We start from the raw sequence: 16,730 nt of genomic DNA, 5'->3' as shown, positions 1-16,730 counted from the left end.
CGATCAGATTAGTGCAACTTCATGCGTGGCCGCAGGTAGCGATTGAGGCCGTCGACGACGACGGTCATGCCGGTTTTGACCACGCCATGAATGGCCATCTGATGCATGCGGTAAAGAGAGGCATAGAACAGCTTGGCGAGGCGCCCTTCGATGAATAGGCTGCGCGCCGAAGCACCTCGCATCAGGCTGCCTACGGCATCGAAATGCGCCAGCGAGATCAGCGAGCCACGGTCGCGAAACACGAAAGGCTTGAGTGGCTTGTCATCCATGGCCGCACGCAGGTTGTGATACAGCAGGGTGGCTTGCTGGTGGGCCGCTTGTGCGCGCGGTGGGACGCGCGTGTCATCGGACTGCGGGCAAGAGGCGCAATCACCGAAGGCGAAGATGCGCTCGTCGTCGAGGCTTTGCAGTGTCTGATTGACCTTGAGCTGGTGGTTGCGCTCGGTGGCAAGACCCAGTTCGGACAGGAATGCCGGCGCGCGTATGCCCGCGGCCCAGACGTTGAGGTCGGTGGCGATGCGCGTCTCATCGGCAGTGACGAAGCCGTGCTCATCGGCACAGGTCACGCGAGTGTCGACGTGGATCTGCACGCCAAGTTTTTCCAGTTCCTGATGCACGGCCTGGCTGATGCGTTCGGGCAGTGCCGGCAGGATGCGTGGTGCCGCCTCGATCAGATGGATCTCCAGCTTGCCGCTGTCCATGGCGGTGAAGCCGTAGCTGTGCAGCATCTTCGAGGCACCGATCAGCTCCGCGGCGAGCTCGACCCCGGTGGCGCCGGCGCCTACGAGTCCCACGCTCAGTTTGGGATGAGTCCGGCGTTCGGGGTCGCTGTAACGCAGGAAGGTGTTGAGCATGTTCTGGCGAAAGGACTCGGCCTGCTCGGGGCTGTCGATGAAGTGGCTATGCTTGGCGACGCCGGGCGTCCCGAAGTCGTTGGAGACACTGCCGAGTGCCATGACCAGGTAGTCGTACTCGAGCGTGCGAGCGGGGAGGATCACGACGCCATCGTCGTCGATGATCGGCGCCAGGGTGATGGTGCGGTTGTCACGATCGAGATTGCTCAGCGTGCCGCGCTGGAAGCGATAGCCATGGGCCTTGGAATGGCCTTGATAGGAGACTTCGTCGAGGCTGGAGTCGAGCACACCCGTGGCGACTTCGTGCAGCAGAGGTTTCCAGATATGGGTCGAATTGCGGTCGACGAGCACGATCTCGGCGCGTTGGCGCTTGCCGAGCTTGCGCCCCAGGCGGGTGACCAGTTCGAGGCCGCCGGCGCCGCCACCGACCACCACGATGCGGGGTGTGGACATACTGACTCCTGGAGAAGCATTGAAAGGGTTCGTAAAAAGGTCGCCAGGGTCGGGCATCGCAGCGGAGTGGCAAGGGCACGGACGCACGAGCGGATGAACCGTGCGCCGTGACGAGGGGCGCTGGCGCCTGGTGTCGGCGACGTCTGTGTATAGAATAACGCTGTTCGCGTACCAGAGGAACACCGTGGCGCGCGCATGACGCGACGTTTTTGCGTAATATTACATGCATTATGCTAGGCGCTTTTAGGTTCAAGGAGACGATCATGCCATCCAGCGCGACACATCCCGCCCTCGAGGGCATTCGGCTCGTGGTCTTCGATCTCGACGGTACCCTGATCGATTCCGTGCCGGATTTGGCCGCGGCGGTTGATGGTGCGCTGCGTGACATGATGCTGCCCGAGGTGGGCGAGGCGGCGGTGCGAGACTGGGTCGGCAATGGTTCTCGCAAGCTCGTCGAGCGAGCCTTGCAAGCCGTGGGCGCACGGGGTGGGGAGCTGGATGCGGCGCATGACCTCTTCTTGCACCATTATCGCCTCGCTCCCTGTCGCGCCACGCAGGTCTACCCCGGGGTGCGCGATGCGCTCGAGGCGCTGGCCGCACGGGGCATGAGGATGGGGCTGGTCACCAACAAGCCGACGGCGTTCATCGCGCCTATTCTGGAATGTCTGGACCTGGCGCATTACTTTTCACTGACGTTGGGCGGCGATGCATTGTCCACCCGGAAGCCCGATCCAGCGCCCTTGTTGCATCTGGCAGCCCACCTCGACGTCGCACCGAGCGCGTGTTTGATGGTGGGGGATTCACGGCACGACGTGGAGGCCGGTCGGCGGGCGGGTTTTCGTACATTGGCGGTGCCATACGGGTACAATCACGGCGAGCCGGTGGCCGCGAGTGGGCCGGATGTCGTGGTTGAATCGCTGAGGGAACTCGTTTAGTGTCTTTTCGAGGCTGGCGTCCATAGCGCTAAGCCTTTGATAATCATCTGCTATAACGGATAGCGTTTCATGGCTTTGAATGCTCCCTCATTCCGTCGCGCTCATGCGTTGATGCGCGGGGTCAAACGCTGGCGATGGTGATGCTCGCCGGCCCGTCCGAGTGTCGGCCCCATGCGGAAGTGCGAATTCGTCACGACGTAGACTCTCACCCAAGGAATGCAGGGCATGATGACCCCCGAACGCTTCACCGAGCTGGCGCAGGCCGGCTATAACCGTATCCCCGTGACCCGCGAAGTGCTCGCGGATCTCGACACGCCACTGTCCACCTATCTCAAGCTGGCCGATGCACCCTGGACTTTTCTGCTCGAGTCCGTGCAGGGCGGCGAGAAATGGGGGCGCTATTCGATCATCGGCTTGCCGAGTCGCGAGCGCATCGAAGTACGCGGCCCGGTGGTACGTCATATCGCCGATGGTGAAGTGCTCGGCGTGACCGAGGTCGAGGACCCGCTGGCGTGGATCGAGCAGTTCCAGGCGCGCTTCAAGGTGCCGCAGGTCGACGATCAACCTCGTTTCGATGGCGGCCTGGTCGGGTATTTCGGTCATGACACCATCCGCTATATCGAACCGCGCCTGCGGGGCGTGGAAAAGCCCGACCCCATCGGAGTGCCGGACATCCTGCTGATGGTCTGCGATGAGTTGGTGGTGTTCGATAACCTTTCCGGGCATCTGACGTTGTGGACGCACGCCGATCCCGACATGACGGATGCCTACCCGCGGGCCTTGGAGCGTCTCGAAGCGCTGGAAATGAAGCTGCGCAGCGCCACGCTCAACACCGTCAGCCCCGGCACCGGGGGGCCGGCGGTGGAGGAAGGGCACTTTACCTCCGGGTTTACCGAGGCGGGCTTCAAGGAGGCGGTCGAGCAGATCAAGGAGTACGTGCTGGCCGGCGATGTCATGCAATGCGTGCCGTCGCAACGCATGACGATCCCGTATCGTGCCGCGCCGCTTGATCTGTATCGCGCGCTACGCAGCCTCAACCCGTCGCCCTACATGTTCTTCTTCAACCTCGACGATCATCACGTGGTCGGCTCGTCGCCGGAAATCCTCACGCGTCTGGAAGACGGCGAGGTGGCCGTGCGTCCCATCGCCGGCACGCGGGTGCGCGGCCAAAATGAGGCGGAAGACAAGGCGCTCGAGGACGAGCTGCTGGCCGATCCCAAGGAGATCGCCGAGCACTTGATGCTGATCGATCTGGGCCGCAACGACATCGGGCGCATCAGTGAAACCGGGTCGGTCGAGGTCACCGACAACATGGCCATCGAACGTTACTCACACGTCATGCATATCGTCTCCCACGTGACCGGCAAGCTGAAGCCCGGGATGTCGGCACTCGACGTGCTGCGCGCCACCTTCCCTGCCGGCACGCTATCCGGCGCGCCCAAGTTCCGTGCCTTGCAGATTCTCGACGAGCTCGAGCCGGTCAAGCGCGGCGTCTACGGCGGCGCGGTCGGCTATCTCTCCTGGCACGGCAACATGGACACCGCCATCGCCATTCGCACGGCGGTCATCAAGGATGGTCAGCTGCATGTGCAGGCGGGCGCGGGTATCGTCGCCGACTCGGTGCCCGAGCAGGAATGGCAGGAAACGCTCAACAAGGGCCGTGCTTTGTTTCGCGCGGTGGCGATGGCCGAGCGGGGCCTCGACAATCTCGGTTGATGTGGCCGCAGGGCTGCACCTATGAGGGAAGGGCGGCGCTGCGTGATGACGTAGCGCCGTGCAAGTGCATGCTTAGCGAGAAGACGAGTCGTTGGACGATTTCTTGCGGCGGTTCTGATACTTGTCGGCCATCTGCTTGGCCGTTCGCTTTGCCTTCTCGCGGTTCTCGGGCTTACGGAACCAGTTGGCAATGGCGGCGCCTATCATGCGTTTCATCGATACCCCCTAAGGATATAAAACGGTGTATCAGTACTGTAGTGAGTATAGGTCTGACGTCGAAGCCATGCGAGATCAAGTTCGTGGGGCCATGGGCATGTTCGGCTCGATTGACATGGCCTCACTGCAAACGGCAATATGATGACCATGACTATCGACTCGACATATAGCTTTATTCAGTGGTGGCGCTCCTGAGCGAGGGGCGGCACGCTTGCGACTGAACAAAATGCCGCCGTCAGGGCGGCATTTTTGTGTCTATCGCTCCCTGCACGGCTGGCATCCCTAGAGAGGCCGACTTGGGTAAGATTGTGAGCCACAATCTGCGTTATCAAGAGCTCATGCCAAAGAACTTAATGAGAAACAGGACTTTATCGCCATGTCCGTGCTGATGATCGACAATTATGACAGTTTCACCTACAACGTCGTGCAATATCTGTCGGAGTTGGGGGCTGAGGTCGTCACCTACCGCAACGATGCCATCACCCTCGAGGAAATCGAGCGCCTGGCGCCGAGTCATCTGGTGATCTCGCCGGGGCCGTGCACGCCCAACGAGGCGGGCATTTCACTCGATGTCGTGCGGCATTTCGCAGGCAATTTGCCGATCCTCGGCATCTGCCTCGGGCATCAGGCCATTGGCCAGGTGTTCGGCGGCGAGGTGGTGCGGGCGCCGCAGGTCATGCACGGCAAAACGTCGCGGATCGAGCACGATGGTCGCGGCGTGTTCGAGGGCTTGACCCATCCGCTCGAGGTGACGCGCTACCATTCGCTCGTCGTCGCCGAACAGGGATTGCCGGAATGTCTCGAAATATCGGCACGCGTCGTGGCCGATGACGTCACGCCTGGCTTGATCATGGGCATGCGCCACAAGACGCTGGATATCGAGGGCGTGCAGTTCCATCCCGAGTCGATCATGACCCGTCAGGGCCACGAGCTACTAGCCAACTTTCTGAAACGCCGCGCGTAACGAGGAGCCAAACATGCAGATGCGAGAAGCCATCGGCGCGGTGATGCGTCACCGCCATCTGAGCTTCGACGACACCCATGCGGTGATGAAGTCGATCATGACCGGGGAGGCCAGTGATGCCCAGATCGGCGGCTTTCTGATCGGCCTGTCGATGAAGGGCGAGACGGCCGACGAGATCACGGCCGCCGCGCAGGTAATGCGTGAACTGATGCTGCCCGTCGAGGTCGACCGCACGCACCTGGTGGATATCGTCGGTACAGGGGGCGATGGTGCCAACCTGTTCAATGTCTCGACTGCTTCCAGCTTCGTGGTCGCTGCTGCTGGTGGGCGGGTTGCCAAGCACGGCAATCGTAGCGTGTCGTCGTCTTCCGGGAGCGCCGACTTGTTCGATGTGGCGGGCATTTCGCTGGATCTGCCGCCGAATGAGGTGGCGCGTTGCATCCAGGAGGTCGGGGTTGGTTTCATGTTCGCGCCCATGCATCACCAGGCGATGCGGCATGCCATCGGTCCGCGCCGCGAAATGGGCGTGCGCACCGTGTTCAACATCCTGGGGCCGCTGACCAACCCCGCCAATACGCCGAATCAGCTATTGGGTGTCTACGACCCTGCATTGCTGACGATCATGGCGGAAGCCTTGAAGCGACTCGGCAGCGACCATGTGCTGGTGGTCAATGCCGAGGACGGTCTCGACGAGATTTCCCTGGCCGCGCCGACGCGCGTGGCCGAGTTGCAGGACGGCGAGATTCGCGAATACACCATCGCACCGGAGGACTTCGGCCTCGAACGCCAGTCGCTGGAAACGCTGAAGGTGGTGACCGCCGAGGATAGTCTCAAGCTGGTCAAGGCCGCGCTGGTGGGAGACGGCCCGGCGGCGGATATCGTGGCGTTGAATGCGGGGGCGGCGCTTTATGCTGCCGGCGTGGCGGACACGTTGAAAGAGGGCGTGATCCTGGCGCAGGATGCCCAAGGGTCCAAGCTGCCGCTGGAAAAAATGAAAGAGCTCGCAGACTTTACGCGCATTCTGGCCCATAAGGACGAGCGCTGATGAGCCACGAACATGACACCGGCCTGCCGACCATTCTGGCCAAGATTCTGGCGCGCAAGGACGACGAGATTCGTGAGCGTCGCGCGCGCGTCAGCGAAGCACAGCTTTTAGAACAGGCGCGCCAGCAAGCCGCGCCGCGTGGCTTCGTCGCCGCGCTCGAGCGCGGCATTGCCGCGGGTGACCCGGCCGTCATCGCCGAGGTCAAGAAGGCTTCGCCCTCCAAGGGCGTGATTCGCGAGGACTTCCAGCCGGCTCAGATCGCCAAGGCCTACGCCGAAGCCGGGGCCAGTTGCCTCTCGGTATTGACCGATGCCGACTTCTTCCAGGGCCATGAGCGTGACTTGCAGGCGGCGCGCGAGGCCTGCGCTCTGCCGGTGATCCGCAAGGACTTCATCGTCGACTCTTATCAGGTCAGCGAGGCACGGGCCATTGGTGCGGATTGCATCCTGCTGATCGTCGCGGCACTCGACGACGCCCGCCTGAAAGCATTGCACCAACAAGCCCATGAATTGGGCATGGATGTGCTGGTGGAGGTCCATGATGCCCATGAGCTGGAGCGTGCGCTGGCGCTGGATTTGACGCTGGTAGGCATCAACAATCGCGATTTGCGCACCTTCGAGACCTCGTTGGCGACGACCTTCGAGCTACTTCCGCGCATTCCGCCGCATGTCACGGTCGTCACCGAGTCGGGCATTCACACGCGCGACGATGTCGAGCACATGCGCGAGCACGACGTGAACGCCTTCCTGGTCGGCGAGGCCTTCATGCGGGAAGACGAGCCGGGCAGTGCCTTGCGTCGCCTGTTTTTCTAGACGCGCCTGCGCCAGTTTCTTATGCCGTCTCCTATCGGGCCGCCTTGTGCGGCCCGATGGCGTTGGGGGGGGGCAGAAGGGTGGGGCGTTCAGAATTCGGGGGAGTCGGGGTAGATCAAACTGATCAGGGTATCCCCGGCACGAGGCGTGAGCGGTGCCCGGTCGTTGGCGACCCGAATGCGACCGTTGGGGCCGATGCAGAACAGGGGCAGCAAGCGATTCTGGTGCGCCTGACGGTAGTCCTCGATGCTGAAGTTGGCGCTCAGCTTGGTCTTGCGAACCTCGCCACCACGGTAGACCACGCTCGACAGTTGGGCATACGTCACGTCTTCGCCAAAGACCATGGGCAGGTGATCCAGCGCCTGTTCCTGGTGGCGGTGAGCATGTTTGCTGGTGCCCGCCGCAAGACGAAAGACTTTGCCGTGTCCCAGCACATGCTCGAAATGCAGGATCGCCAGATTGTTCAGTTCGCGATAGGGCGACAGCGGCAGCAGATGGCCGATACCGGTCAGTTCGAGATGCTGGGTGGCATGCTCGGAGAGTGGATTGCCGTAGTAGACAGGCAAACCGGCCATGCGCGCCTCCTGCACGGCGTCCCAGCTATTGTCGGTCAGGCGCACGGTGAAACCGGCTTCTTCCAACGCCTTGGCGATGGTGCGGGCCACGGGGTTGGCACCGATGATCAAAAAACCGGCGGGCGGCGGTTCGCTGACCTTCAATGCTAGCGCAATGGGGCGTGACAGCAGGCTTTGTACCACCACGGTGCTTATGATGACCAGAAAGGTCACCGGGACCAGCATCTCGGCGCCCGGCATGTTCAGGTTCTCGAGCTTGAGGGCGAACAGCGAGGCCACGGCGGCGGCGACGATGCCGCGCGGCGATAGCCATGCCAGCAGCGCTTTTTCGCGCCAGTTGAGCCGCGTGCCCAGGGTGCAGACCCATACCGCCAGCGGGCGAGCCACGCCCACCAGGATGAGCAGGAACGCCCAGGCCGGCCAGGAAAGTTGCGCCAACTGATCGAGGGTCAGGCGTGCGGCGAGCAGAATGAAAAGCCCCGAGATCAACAGCAACGAGAGCGTTTCCTTGAACTCGATGATCTGCTGCGTGGGGACACCGCGCATGTTGGCCAGCCACACGCCCATCACCGTCACCGTCAACAGCCCGGATTCGTGAAAGAGCATGTTGGAGAGCGTGAACAGCGACAGCATGGCCATCAGCGTACCGAAGCTGTGCAGGCGTTGCGGCAACCAATGATGGCGCAGCACGCACCCCCACAGATACCCTCCCAGGCCGCCGAGACCGAAACCGATCAGGGCGGTCTTGGCGAACAATGCCAAGGTGTAGGTGGCGGCCCCATTGGACGCGCCCAGGGCGACGAACTCATACACCAGTACCGCGCCGATGGCCCCCACCGGATCGATCAGGATGCCTTCCCAGCGCAGGATCTGCGAAAGGTGCTCGCGGGCGCGCAGCGTCTGCAACATGGGCAGCACCACCGTCGGCCCTGTCACCACCAGCACGGCCCCAAGAACGCTGGCCATCTCCCACGTCAGTCCCAGCGTATAGCGTGCCGCGACGATGGCGGTAATCCCCGTGACCAGGGCCCCCCAGGTGACCAGCCGACGCACGATATGGCCATGGCCGCGCAGGTCGCCGAAGTCGAGGGTCAGGCTGCCTTCGAACAGGATCACTGCCACCGCCAATGAGACGAGCGGAAAGAGTAGATCGCCGAGCAGCGCGTCGGGTTGGAGCAGACCGGTAATGGGGCCCATGATGATGCCCACGATCAAAAGCGGCAGGATCGCCGGCAACTTGAGTCGCCAGGCCAGCCATTGGCAAATCAGCGCGAGCAGGCCGATCAAGGTCAGGTCGACGGCAGCGTGCTCCATGGTCGCGCTCCTTGGGTGGATGAAAGCGAAAGCGCGAAGCCTAGCGTCGCCTCACGGCAGTTGCAATGCACGGCAAGCGTTAATGATGCATGCGTTTGCATCGCTATTCGTTGTCCCCGCAGGGTGTGTTGCGTTGCATCGCACCGGTGCACGTCGATTCAGCGGTTGAAAAGCCATAACAAGGCCGATACGACCACACTGACGAGGATCATGGTGGTGATCGGAAAATAGAAGGCGAATTCCTCGCGCTTGATGACGATGTCACCCGGCAGATGCCCGAGCGGCAACTTGGAGAGCCAAGGCCACAGCAAGCCGATGACCACGATGGCCAGGCCAATAAAAATCAGCGATCGGGACATTATCGGCGCCTTCAAGATCGGGTGCGTTTGAGTGCCGTCAGCAAGCCCTGTAACGGATGCGGCAGTTCGGCATCGGAGAGGCGTTTGGCCTGGCTGCGGCACGAGTAGCCGGTGGCCAGCAGGCGTCCGGCATTAGCGTCGTCCTCGACCGGCGCGCGCCACGAGAGGTCGTAGATTTTCTCGGAGGTCTCGCGGTTGCGGGCTTCGTGTCCGTAGGTGCCGGACATGCCGCAACATCCGGTGGCGATGCTTTCCAGCGTCAGGCCGAAAGTCTTGAAGACTTGCTGCCAGGCCTGAGTAGCGCCCGGTGCGTTGGTCTTCTCGGTACAGTGCGTCAACAGTTTGTAACCAGGGTCGTCGAGCGTCGACAGGCCGGCGGGCGGCAGGGCGCGCCCCAGGGACAGCAACCACTCCTGGAGCAGTAGCACCTCGGGGACGGCCTCGGGCCCCAGCGCCTTGACGTACTCCTGGCGGTAGGCGAGCGTCATGGCGGGGTCGATGCCCACCAAGGGGACGCCGAAGCCGGCGAGGGTCTTGAGACGTTTCGCCTGGGCGGTGGCGGTCTTTTCGAACGCCCCCAGAAAGCCTTGCACGTGCAGCGGTTTGCCGTTGGCGTGAAAGGGCGCCACGAAGACACGAATGTCGAGGCGCGAGAGCAGTTCGACGATATCCATCACCAGCTTGGCTTCGAAATGGCTGGTGAATGCATCCTGGACGATGACCACGCTGCGGGCCTTCTGGCGTTCGCTGAGAAAGCCCAGCGTGGTAGGCGTGGCTTCGGCGATGCCCCAGGCCTCGAGCTGTTTGGCGAGACTCGCCCGGGACAGGCGTGGGGTGTCGACCATGCCCATCGGCCCGGCGAGAAGGCGGTCCGCCAGGCGCGTATCGAGCAGTGCGTTGTACAGTGGTGCCACCGGCTTGAGGTAGGGCACGAAGAATTCCAGCGCGCCGATCAGGTAGTCGCGCGGTGGCCGCAGGTAGCGGTTGTGATAGAGCTCCAGAAACTGCGAGCGAAACTCGGGGACGTTGACCTTGATGGGGCATTGGCCAGCGCAGGACTTGCACGCCAGGCAGCCGGCCATGGCGTCGTACACCTCATGGGAGACATCTTCCCGGCCGCGACGCTTGGCCAAGGTGTTGCGCAGGCGACGCGGGAACGCCTTGGTGGCACCCCAGATACCTTCGGCTTGCTTCTGGCGTGATTCCTCGATGACATCGATGCCAGCTTGATCTTGCAGGCGCAGCCACTCGCGCATCAAACTGGCGCGTCCCTTGGGCGAGTGGACGCGCTCGCGGGTGGCCTTCCACGAGGGGCACATGGCGTCATTGGGGTCGTAGTTGTAGCAGGCGCCGTTGCCGTTGCAATAGACCGCGCTGGCGTGATGCTGCCAGACGCGCTCGTCGATCTGCCGGTCGAGCTGCCCTCGGGTGGGCACGCCATCGATGGTCAAAAGCCCGGGATCGACCCACGTGACCGGCTCCGCCTCGACGGCAACAGCGTCATCGGAAGCGGACTCTTGCGAAGGCGCTGTGGCCCCTTCCGTGGGCGCGACGGTTGCCTTCCCTGGCAAAGGAGCTTCGCTGCATCCCGCTCCCGAAGCCTTGTTGTCGGTAGCCATGGCGCCGTTGTCTTGGAATCGGCTGGCAAGCGGTGTGGCGATCTTGCCGGGGTTGAGCTGATTGTGCGGGTCGAACGCCGCCTTGAGGCGCTGCAGGCTGGGGTAGAGCTCGCCGAAGAACTGCGGCGCGTATTCCGAGCGCACGCCCTTGCCATGCTCGCCCCACAAAAGGCCGTGGTAGCGCTGGGTCAGGATGGCGACCTCATCGGAAATCTCGCGGATCAGGGCTTCTTGCGCCGGGTCTTTCATGTCGATGGCCGGGCGCACGTGCAAGACCCCGGCATCGACGTGGCCGAACATGCCGTACGCCAGTCCGTGGGCGTCGAGCAAGGCGCGGAACTCGGTGATGTAGTCGGCCAGATGCTCGGGCGGTACGGCAGTATCCTCGACGAAGGGGATCGGGCGCTTTTCGCCCTTGGCGTTGCCGAGCAGGCCCACCGCGCGCTTGCGCATGGCGTAGACACGGCCGATGGCCTCGCGGCCTTCGGCCAGGGTATAGCCCAGGCGCTCGACTTGGGTGTCGGTGGCGAGGTGCGTGCAGAAGACTTCGACGCGTGCCGCCAAGCGTTCGGGGTCGTCGTCGTTGAATTCGACCAGGTTGATGCCGTGAATGTCCTCGCCCTCGGCAGGGAAGAATTCGGCCACGCCATCCCAGACGAAGTCTTCCATGGCCAGCCCCAGCACCTTGTCGTCGACCGTCTCGATGGAGGTCGGGTGGCTGTCGCCGCTCATCAGTGCCTTGGCATCGCGCAGGGCATCCATGAAGCCGGGATAGCGAATGTTGACCAGGGTCGAATGCTTGGGGATGGGCAGGACGTTGAGCGTGGCCTCGGCGAGAAAGCCCAGCGTTCCTTCTGCACCGCACAGCACGCTGTTGAGATCGAAGGTACCGTCCGCGCGGCGCAGGTGGGCCAGGTCGTAGCCCGTCAGGCAGCGGTTGAGCGGCGGAAACGTGGCCTCGATCAAGGCGCTCTGGGTGTCGGCGATCTCGCGCGCGGAGCGATGCACCTCGCCGATGCGATCGTCGCGCTCGCAGGTCTGCTTGAGAGTCTCGGCGTCGAGGCGCTGAGTATGCAGACGCTCGCCGCCGAGCAGCAGCATGTCCAGCGCCAGGACGTGATCGCGGGTCTTGCCGTATTCGCAGCTGCCCTGGCCGCTGGCATCGGTGGCGATCATGCCCCCGATGGTGGCGCGGTTGGAGGTCGACAGGTCTGGAGCGAAGAACAGACCGTACGGCTTGAGGGCGGCGTTGAGCTGATCCTTGACCACGCCGGCCTGGACGCGCACGCGACGGTTCTCCACGTCGATCTCGAGGATGTGGTTCATGTGCCGCGATACGTCGACCACCAGGCCGTCGGTGAGCGACTGCCCGTTGGTGCCGGTGCCCCCGCCGCGTGGTGCGAGCACGATGGCCTGAAATTCTTCGCGCCCGGCGAGGCGTGCCAGACAGGCGAGATCCTCGGCGTTACGCGGGTAGAGCACGGCCTGGGGCAGGCGCTGATAGATGGAGTTGTCGGTGGCCAGTACTGTGCGGTTGGCGTAGTCCGGGGCGATGTCGCCACCGAAACCGGCCTGGTCGAGCGCATCGAGGAAGCGCAGGTAAGGTGTGGCGGTGCGTTCCGGGGTATCCAGGGGTGCGATCATGGAGTCTCAAGCCATCGGTCAGCGCCGGACGACGGTTTCTGCGACCGTCTGGCCGTGCGGCGTCGTCGGGACGATACAATCTGGTGATATTTTATGGGCCTACTTTACTGCAGCCTGGCGCGTGACGCATCCCGACGGCGCGGGAGAAGACGGCGAGCGTGGTGAACGGCGTGGCTTTTCCCTACAATGTGGGCCTATTCACGTGGCTTCATTATTTCTTTTCGACGGATAAGATCCATGCTCGATCCTAAATTGTTGCGTAGCGACCCGGCATTGGTCGCCGAACGACTGGCCCGTCGCGGCTTTACTCTCGACACGGCGCATCTCGAGACGCTGGAATCGCGCCGCCGCGAGCTGCAGACCGAGACCGAACGCCTGCAGAACGAGCGCAACATGCGCTCCAAGGCGATCGGTCAGGCCAAGGCATCGGGCGAGGACATTCAGCCGCTGCTCGACGAAGTCAGCGATCTGGGTGAGCGCCTCGACGCCGCCAAGGCGCGTCTCGCCGAGGTACAGGCCGAGTGGGATGAGCTCGCGGCGGCGTTGCCCAACCTGCCCCATGACAGTGTGCCCCAGGGGCTCGACGAGGCCGATAACGTGGAGCTGCATCGCTGGGGAACGCCGGGCACCTTCGACTTCGAGGTGCGCGATCATGTCGATCTGGGCGCCAAGTTCGGCTATCTCGATTTCGAGATGGCGGCCAAGCTGACCGGGTCGCGATTTGCCGTGATGCGTGGCCCCATCGCGCGGCTACACCGCGCGCTGGCGCAGTTCATGCTCGACAAGCAGACGCGCGAGCACGGCTACGAGGAATGCTACGTTCCTTATATCGTCAACGACGCCTCGCTCACCGGCACGGGGCAATTGCCCAAATTCGGCGAGGACCTGTTCAAGCTGGAGGGGGATCATGACTTCTACTTGATCCCCACCGCCGAGGTGCCGTTGACCAACATCGCGCGGGAGCAGATCTTCACGCCTGCCGAGCTGCCCCTGAAGCTGACTGCCCACACGCCGTGTTTCCGCAGCGAGGCGGGCGCCTACGGGCGCGACACCCGCGGCATGATTCGCCAGCATCAGTTCGACAAGGTCGAGATGGTGCAGATCGTCGATCCGGCCACCAGCTACGACGCCCTGGAGTCCATGCGCGGCCACGCTGAAGCGATCCTGCAGGCGCTCGAGCTGCCTTACCGCACCGTCACGCTGTGTGCCGGTGACATGGGCTTCGGCGCTGCCAAGACCTATGATCTCGAAGTCTGGTTGCCGAGCCAGGAGACGTACCGCGAGATTTCCTCGATTTCCAACTGCGAGGACTTCCAGGCACGACGGATGCAGGCGCGCATGCGGCATCCGGAGCAGAAGAAGCCGCAGCTGGTGCATACGCTCAACGGCTCCGGCCTGGCGGTAGGGCGCTGCCTGCTGGCGGTGCTCGAAAACTATCAGCAAGCCGATGGCAGCATCGTGATTCCCGAGGCCCTGCGCGGCTACATGGATGGCGTCGAGCGGATCAACGCCTGACGCACCGTTCGCCATGCCATTGCGTGCCCCGCGCAATGGCATGGGCCACCACTTGGTTATAACCTTCCAACCAGACGTTCCTTCCCCGTAATGCCGAGGAACCTTATCGTTTTGGCTATAAGACCTCGTTTTTTAAGTCGAACAGGGAATAAAGATGCCTGCCTCTTCGCCTGATGTGACATCGCGTTCGTCGCGTCCCCGACGTCTCCACGGCCACGTGTCGCTGGTCGGTGCAGGGCCCGGCGATCCGGAACTGCTGACGCTCAAGGCGCTGCGCCTGCTGCAAGAAGCCGACATGGTGCTGCACGATCGTCTGGTCAGCGAGGAGATCATGGCGTTGGCCAACCCCGAGGCGCGGCGGCTGTACGTCGGCAAGGCGCGGTCATCGCACAGCGTGCCCCAGGATGGCATCAACCAGGCACTGGTCGACTGGGCGCGTGCCGGGCATCGCGTGGTGCGGCTCAAGGGCGGCGATCCGTTCATTTTCGGGCGTGGCGGCGAAGAACTGGACACCCTGGCCCAGGCGGGCATCGCCTTCGAAGTGGTGCCGGGCATCACCGCGGCCAGCGGCTGCGCCGCCTATGCGGGCATTCCCTTGACCCACCGCGATCATGCCCAATCGGTGCGCTTCGTCACCGGGCATCTCAAGAACGGCGGCTGCGACCTCGAATGGCCGACGCTGGCGCGTCCCGGGCAGACGCTGGTGTTCTACATGGGGCTGGGCTCGCTGGCCACCATCCGCCATGAGCTGCAGGCGCATGGCATGTCCGGCGACACGCCATTGGCCTTGATCGAACAGGGCACCACCGCGCGCCAGCGAGTGCATGTGGGCACCCTGGCGTCGCTTCCCGAGGGGCTGCTGGCTGCCATCGATGCGGGAGACGTGCGACCGCCGACGCTGATCGTGGTCGGTGATGTGGTGTCGCTGCACGGTCGGCTGGACTGGTTCGAGCCGGCGTCTTCGTCCAGCCAAGGCTGGCGGGACGGTAAGCATCCCACGCCCCTGGACAACGCCTCGAGCGCCTGAGACCGAGCGCTCGCTTTTCCCCTGCTGCCTGCCTGCGCTCGAGATTCGGGCGCCTTGTCATTCGTGTCCTCTCTGCCAGCCTTCCCTGTGTGCACTGCTTTGGTGCTCATGACGCCACTCCTCCTCCCTTTTGGTGCGCCTGCGGATCCGGCGTGCGCTATTTAGGTGCAAACGATTCGCTCGCTACCCTTTTTTATACTATTTAAGTCTTTGTTTTTTATTAATTTTAACTTTTAGTGCACGAAGTTGGCACATGACTTGCGAGGTGTCGTGCAGACGTCATCGGACGTCGTCGCTGGATATCACGACAACAGCGTGCATTGGCGCTGCAACAACAATCAGACCCGCAAGGAGTCGTTCGTGAACAAGATCACCTCCACCGCCGCACTGTTACTCTCGATGGGCATCGCGCTGCCGGCCGCGGCCCAGGAAGACACCATCAAGGTCGGGATCCTGCACTCTCTTTCCGGGACCATGGCCATCAGCGAGTCGACGCTGAAGGATGAGCTGTTGATGCTCATCGAGCAGCAGAACGAAAACGGTGGGTTGCTGGGCAAGCAGCTCGAACCCGTGGTGATGGACCCGGCCTCGGACTGGTCGCTGTATGCCGAGCAGGCGCGCGACATGCTCACCGGGGACGACCAGGTCGATGTGATCTTCGGCAACTGGACCTCGGCGTCGCGCAAGGCGGTGCTGCCGGTGGTCGAGGAAGAAAACGGCCTGCTGTTCTATCCGGTGCAATATGAGGGCGAGGAATCCTCCGAGAACATCTTCTATACCGGCGCGGCACCCAACCAGCAGGCGATTCCCGCGGTCGACTACCTGATGAGTCAAGGCGTTGAACGCTGGGCGCTGCTGGGCACCGATTACGTCTATCCGCGCACCACCAACAAGATTCTCGAGGCCTACCTCAAGGATCACGGTGTCGCCGACGACGACATCATGATCAATTATACGCCGTTCGGCTTCAGCAACTGGCAGTCGATCGTCGCCGAGGTCAAGGACTTCGGCAGCCAGGGCAAGAAGACCGCCGTGGTCTCGACCATCAACGGCGATGCCAACGTGCCGTTCTACACCGAGCTTGCGAATCAGGGCGTCAGTGCCGCCGAGATTCCGGTCATCGCCTTCTCGGTGGGCGAGCAGGAACTCAGCGGCATCGACACCGGGCCGCTGGTGGGGCACATGGCGGCCTGGAACTACTTCATGAGCGTCGACAGCGACGCCAACTATGACTTCATCGACAACTGGGTCGAGTTCACCGGCAATGACATGGCGGTGACCAACGACCCCATGGAAGCGCATTACATCGGCTTCAACATGTGGCTGGAAGCGGTACGCAAGGCCGGTACCACCGATGTCGACGCGGTGAAGGATTCCATCATCGGCGTCTCGGTGCCCAACCTCTCCGGCGGTTCCTCGGCGATGATGCCCAACCACCACATCACCAAGCCGGTGATGATCGGCGAGATCCAGGACGACGGTCAGTTCAGCGTGGTCTGGAAAAGCGCTGGCACCATTGCCGGCGACGCCTGGTCCGATTATCTCCCCGAATCGCAGAACCTGATCAGCGATTGGCGCGCGCCGCTGCGCTGCGGAAAGCTCAACGTCGACACCATGACCTGCGAGGACGGCGCCGGCGCCGAGTAAGCACGCCCACGGCGAGCGATCTGCGCTCGCCGTTT

13 protein-coding genes are annotated in these 16,730 nt (G+C 63.0%); 8 read left to right on the top strand and 5 right to left on the bottom strand.

Going from position 1 to position 16,730, the window contains the following annotated elements; translation table 11 throughout:
• Positions 1-8: 8 nt before the first annotated feature.
• Positions 9-1,307, bottom strand: coding sequence for an NAD(P)/FAD-dependent oxidoreductase (locus tag C8E00_RS09090; RefSeq protein ID WP_133697120.1), 1,299 nt, complete (start codon positions 1,305-1,307; stop codon positions 9-11).
• A 263-nt stretch (positions 1,308-1,570) separates the two neighbouring features.
• Here C8E00_RS09090 and C8E00_RS09085 point away from each other — a divergent pair, with 263 nt between their 5' ends.
• Together C8E00_RS09085 and trpE are read left to right on the top strand one after the other, a co-directional pair.
• The gene (locus C8E00_RS09085) at positions 1,571-2,242 is read left to right on the top strand and encodes a phosphoglycolate phosphatase (RefSeq protein ID WP_133697117.1); all 672 of its coding nucleotides are present in this window, start codon (positions 1,571-1,573) and stop codon (positions 2,240-2,242) included.
• Between the two features lie 228 nt (positions 2,243-2,470).
• A complete protein-coding gene (gene trpE, locus C8E00_RS09080) occupies positions 2,471-3,958 on the top strand; it encodes an anthranilate synthase component I (protein WP_133697237.1) in 1,488 nt (495 codons plus the stop codon).
• 72 nt (positions 3,959-4,030) lie between these two features.
• On the opposite strand, the gene C8E00_RS16610 is transcribed toward trpE, so the two are convergent.
• Positions 4,031-4,174, bottom strand: coding sequence for a hypothetical protein (locus tag C8E00_RS16610; protein ID WP_166638284.1), 144 nt, complete (start codon positions 4,172-4,174; stop codon positions 4,031-4,033).
• A 376-nt stretch (positions 4,175-4,550) separates the two neighbouring features.
• Between C8E00_RS16610 and C8E00_RS09075 the strand changes: the two genes are divergently transcribed.
• Genes C8E00_RS09075 through trpC form a run of 3 tightly spaced genes read left to right on the top strand, consistent with a single transcriptional unit; the run spans position 4,551 to position 6,995 of the window.
• Complete coding sequence (locus C8E00_RS09075; RefSeq protein WP_133697115.1) at positions 4,551-5,138, top strand: anthranilate synthase component II; 588 nt, start codon at positions 4,551-4,553, stop codon at positions 5,136-5,138.
• A 13-nt stretch (positions 5,139-5,151) separates the two neighbouring features.
• Positions 5,152-6,183 carry an anthranilate phosphoribosyltransferase gene (gene trpD / locus C8E00_RS09070; RefSeq protein WP_133697112.1) on the top strand — a complete coding sequence of 344 codons (1,032 nt, stop codon included), beginning with the start codon at positions 5,152-5,154 and terminating at the stop codon, positions 6,181-6,183.
• A complete protein-coding gene (gene trpC, locus C8E00_RS09065; protein ID WP_133697110.1) occupies positions 6,183-6,995 on the top strand; it encodes an indole-3-glycerol phosphate synthase TrpC in 813 nt (270 codons plus the stop codon). The genes trpD and trpC overlap by 1 nt, the downstream gene beginning before the upstream one ends.
• Positions 6,996-7,084: 89 nt before the next feature.
• Here trpC and C8E00_RS09060 read toward each other — a convergent pair whose 3' ends face one another.
• The 3 genes from C8E00_RS09060 to C8E00_RS09050 form a co-directional block, all read right to left on the bottom strand.
• Positions 7,085-8,884: a cation:proton antiporter gene (locus C8E00_RS09060; protein ID WP_133697108.1), complete on the bottom strand. Its 1,800-nt coding sequence runs from the start codon at positions 8,882-8,884 to the stop codon at positions 7,085-7,087.
• Between the two features lie 158 nt (positions 8,885-9,042).
• The gene (locus C8E00_RS09055) at positions 9,043-9,243 is read right to left on the bottom strand and encodes a DUF2905 domain-containing protein (RefSeq protein WP_133697106.1); all 201 of its coding nucleotides are present in this window, start codon (positions 9,241-9,243) and stop codon (positions 9,043-9,045) included.
• An 11-nt stretch (positions 9,244-9,254) separates the two neighbouring features.
• Positions 9,255-12,506 carry an FAD-binding and (Fe-S)-binding domain-containing protein gene (locus C8E00_RS09050; protein WP_133697104.1) on the bottom strand — a complete coding sequence of 1,084 codons (3,252 nt, stop codon included), beginning with the start codon at positions 12,504-12,506 and terminating at the stop codon, positions 9,255-9,257.
• Between the two features lie 237 nt (positions 12,507-12,743).
• Between C8E00_RS09050 and serS the strand changes: the two genes are divergently transcribed.
• The 3 genes from serS (at position 12,744) to urtA (ending at position 16,695) form a co-directional block, all read left to right on the top strand.
• Positions 12,744-14,021 carry a serine--tRNA ligase gene (serS, locus tag C8E00_RS09045; RefSeq protein ID WP_133697102.1) on the top strand — a complete coding sequence of 426 codons (1,278 nt, stop codon included), beginning with the start codon at positions 12,744-12,746 and terminating at the stop codon, positions 14,019-14,021.
• A gap of 154 nt (positions 14,022-14,175) precedes the next feature.
• Positions 14,176-15,048: a uroporphyrinogen-III C-methyltransferase gene (gene cobA, locus C8E00_RS09040; RefSeq protein ID WP_133697100.1), complete on the top strand. Its 873-nt coding sequence runs from the start codon at positions 14,176-14,178 to the stop codon at positions 15,046-15,048.
• A gap of 399 nt (positions 15,049-15,447) precedes the next feature.
• Positions 15,448-16,695 (top strand): urea ABC transporter substrate-binding protein, encoded by a 1,248-nt coding sequence (gene urtA, locus C8E00_RS09035; protein ID WP_243833149.1) that lies wholly within the window; start codon positions 15,448-15,450, stop codon positions 16,693-16,695.
• The last annotated feature ends 35 nt before the right edge of the window (positions 16,696-16,730 follow it).

It is taken from the genome of Chromohalobacter marismortui (assembly GCF_004364315.1).
GTDB lineage: Bacteria > Pseudomonadota > Gammaproteobacteria > Pseudomonadales > Halomonadaceae > Chromohalobacter > Chromohalobacter marismortui.
The sequence above is the reverse complement of the archived record's forward strand: the minus strand, read 5'-3'. Positions and strand labels throughout refer to the sequence as shown.

Bases quoted from the DNA above. Each gene is read 5' to 3' on its own strand.
- C8E00_RS09090 (WP_133697120.1), bottom strand. From the start codon at position 1,307: ATGTCCACACCCCGCATCGTGGTGGTCGGTGGCGGCGCCGGCGGCCTC.
- C8E00_RS09085 (WP_133697117.1), top strand. From the start codon at position 1,571: ATGCCATCCAGCGCGACACATCCCGCCCTCGAGGGCATTCGGCTCGTG.
- trpE (WP_133697237.1), top strand. From the start codon at position 2,471: ATGACCCCCGAACGCTTCACCGAGCTGGCGCAGGCCGGCTATAACCGT.
- C8E00_RS16610 (WP_166638284.1), bottom strand. From the start codon at position 4,174: ATGAAACGCATGATAGGCGCCGCCATTGCCAACTGGTTCCGTAAGCCC.
- C8E00_RS09075 (WP_133697115.1), top strand. From the start codon at position 4,551: ATGTCCGTGCTGATGATCGACAATTATGACAGTTTCACCTACAACGTC.
- trpD (WP_133697112.1), top strand. From the start codon at position 5,152: ATGCAGATGCGAGAAGCCATCGGCGCGGTGATGCGTCACCGCCATCTG.
- trpC (WP_133697110.1), top strand. From the start codon at position 6,183: ATGAGCCACGAACATGACACCGGCCTGCCGACCATTCTGGCCAAGATT.
- C8E00_RS09060 (WP_133697108.1), bottom strand. From the start codon at position 8,884: ATGGAGCACGCTGCCGTCGACCTGACCTTGATCGGCCTGCTCGCGCTG.
- C8E00_RS09055 (WP_133697106.1), bottom strand. From the start codon at position 9,243: ATGTCCCGATCGCTGATTTTTATTGGCCTGGCCATCGTGGTCATCGGC.
- C8E00_RS09050 (WP_133697104.1), bottom strand. From the start codon at position 12,506: ATGATCGCACCCCTGGATACCCCGGAACGCACCGCCACACCTTACCTG.
- serS (WP_133697102.1), top strand. From the start codon at position 12,744: ATGCTCGATCCTAAATTGTTGCGTAGCGACCCGGCATTGGTCGCCGAA.
- cobA (WP_133697100.1), top strand. From the start codon at position 14,176: ATGCCTGCCTCTTCGCCTGATGTGACATCGCGTTCGTCGCGTCCCCGA.
- urtA (WP_243833149.1), top strand. From the start codon at position 15,448: ATGGGCATCGCGCTGCCGGCCGCGGCCCAGGAAGACACCATCAAGGTC.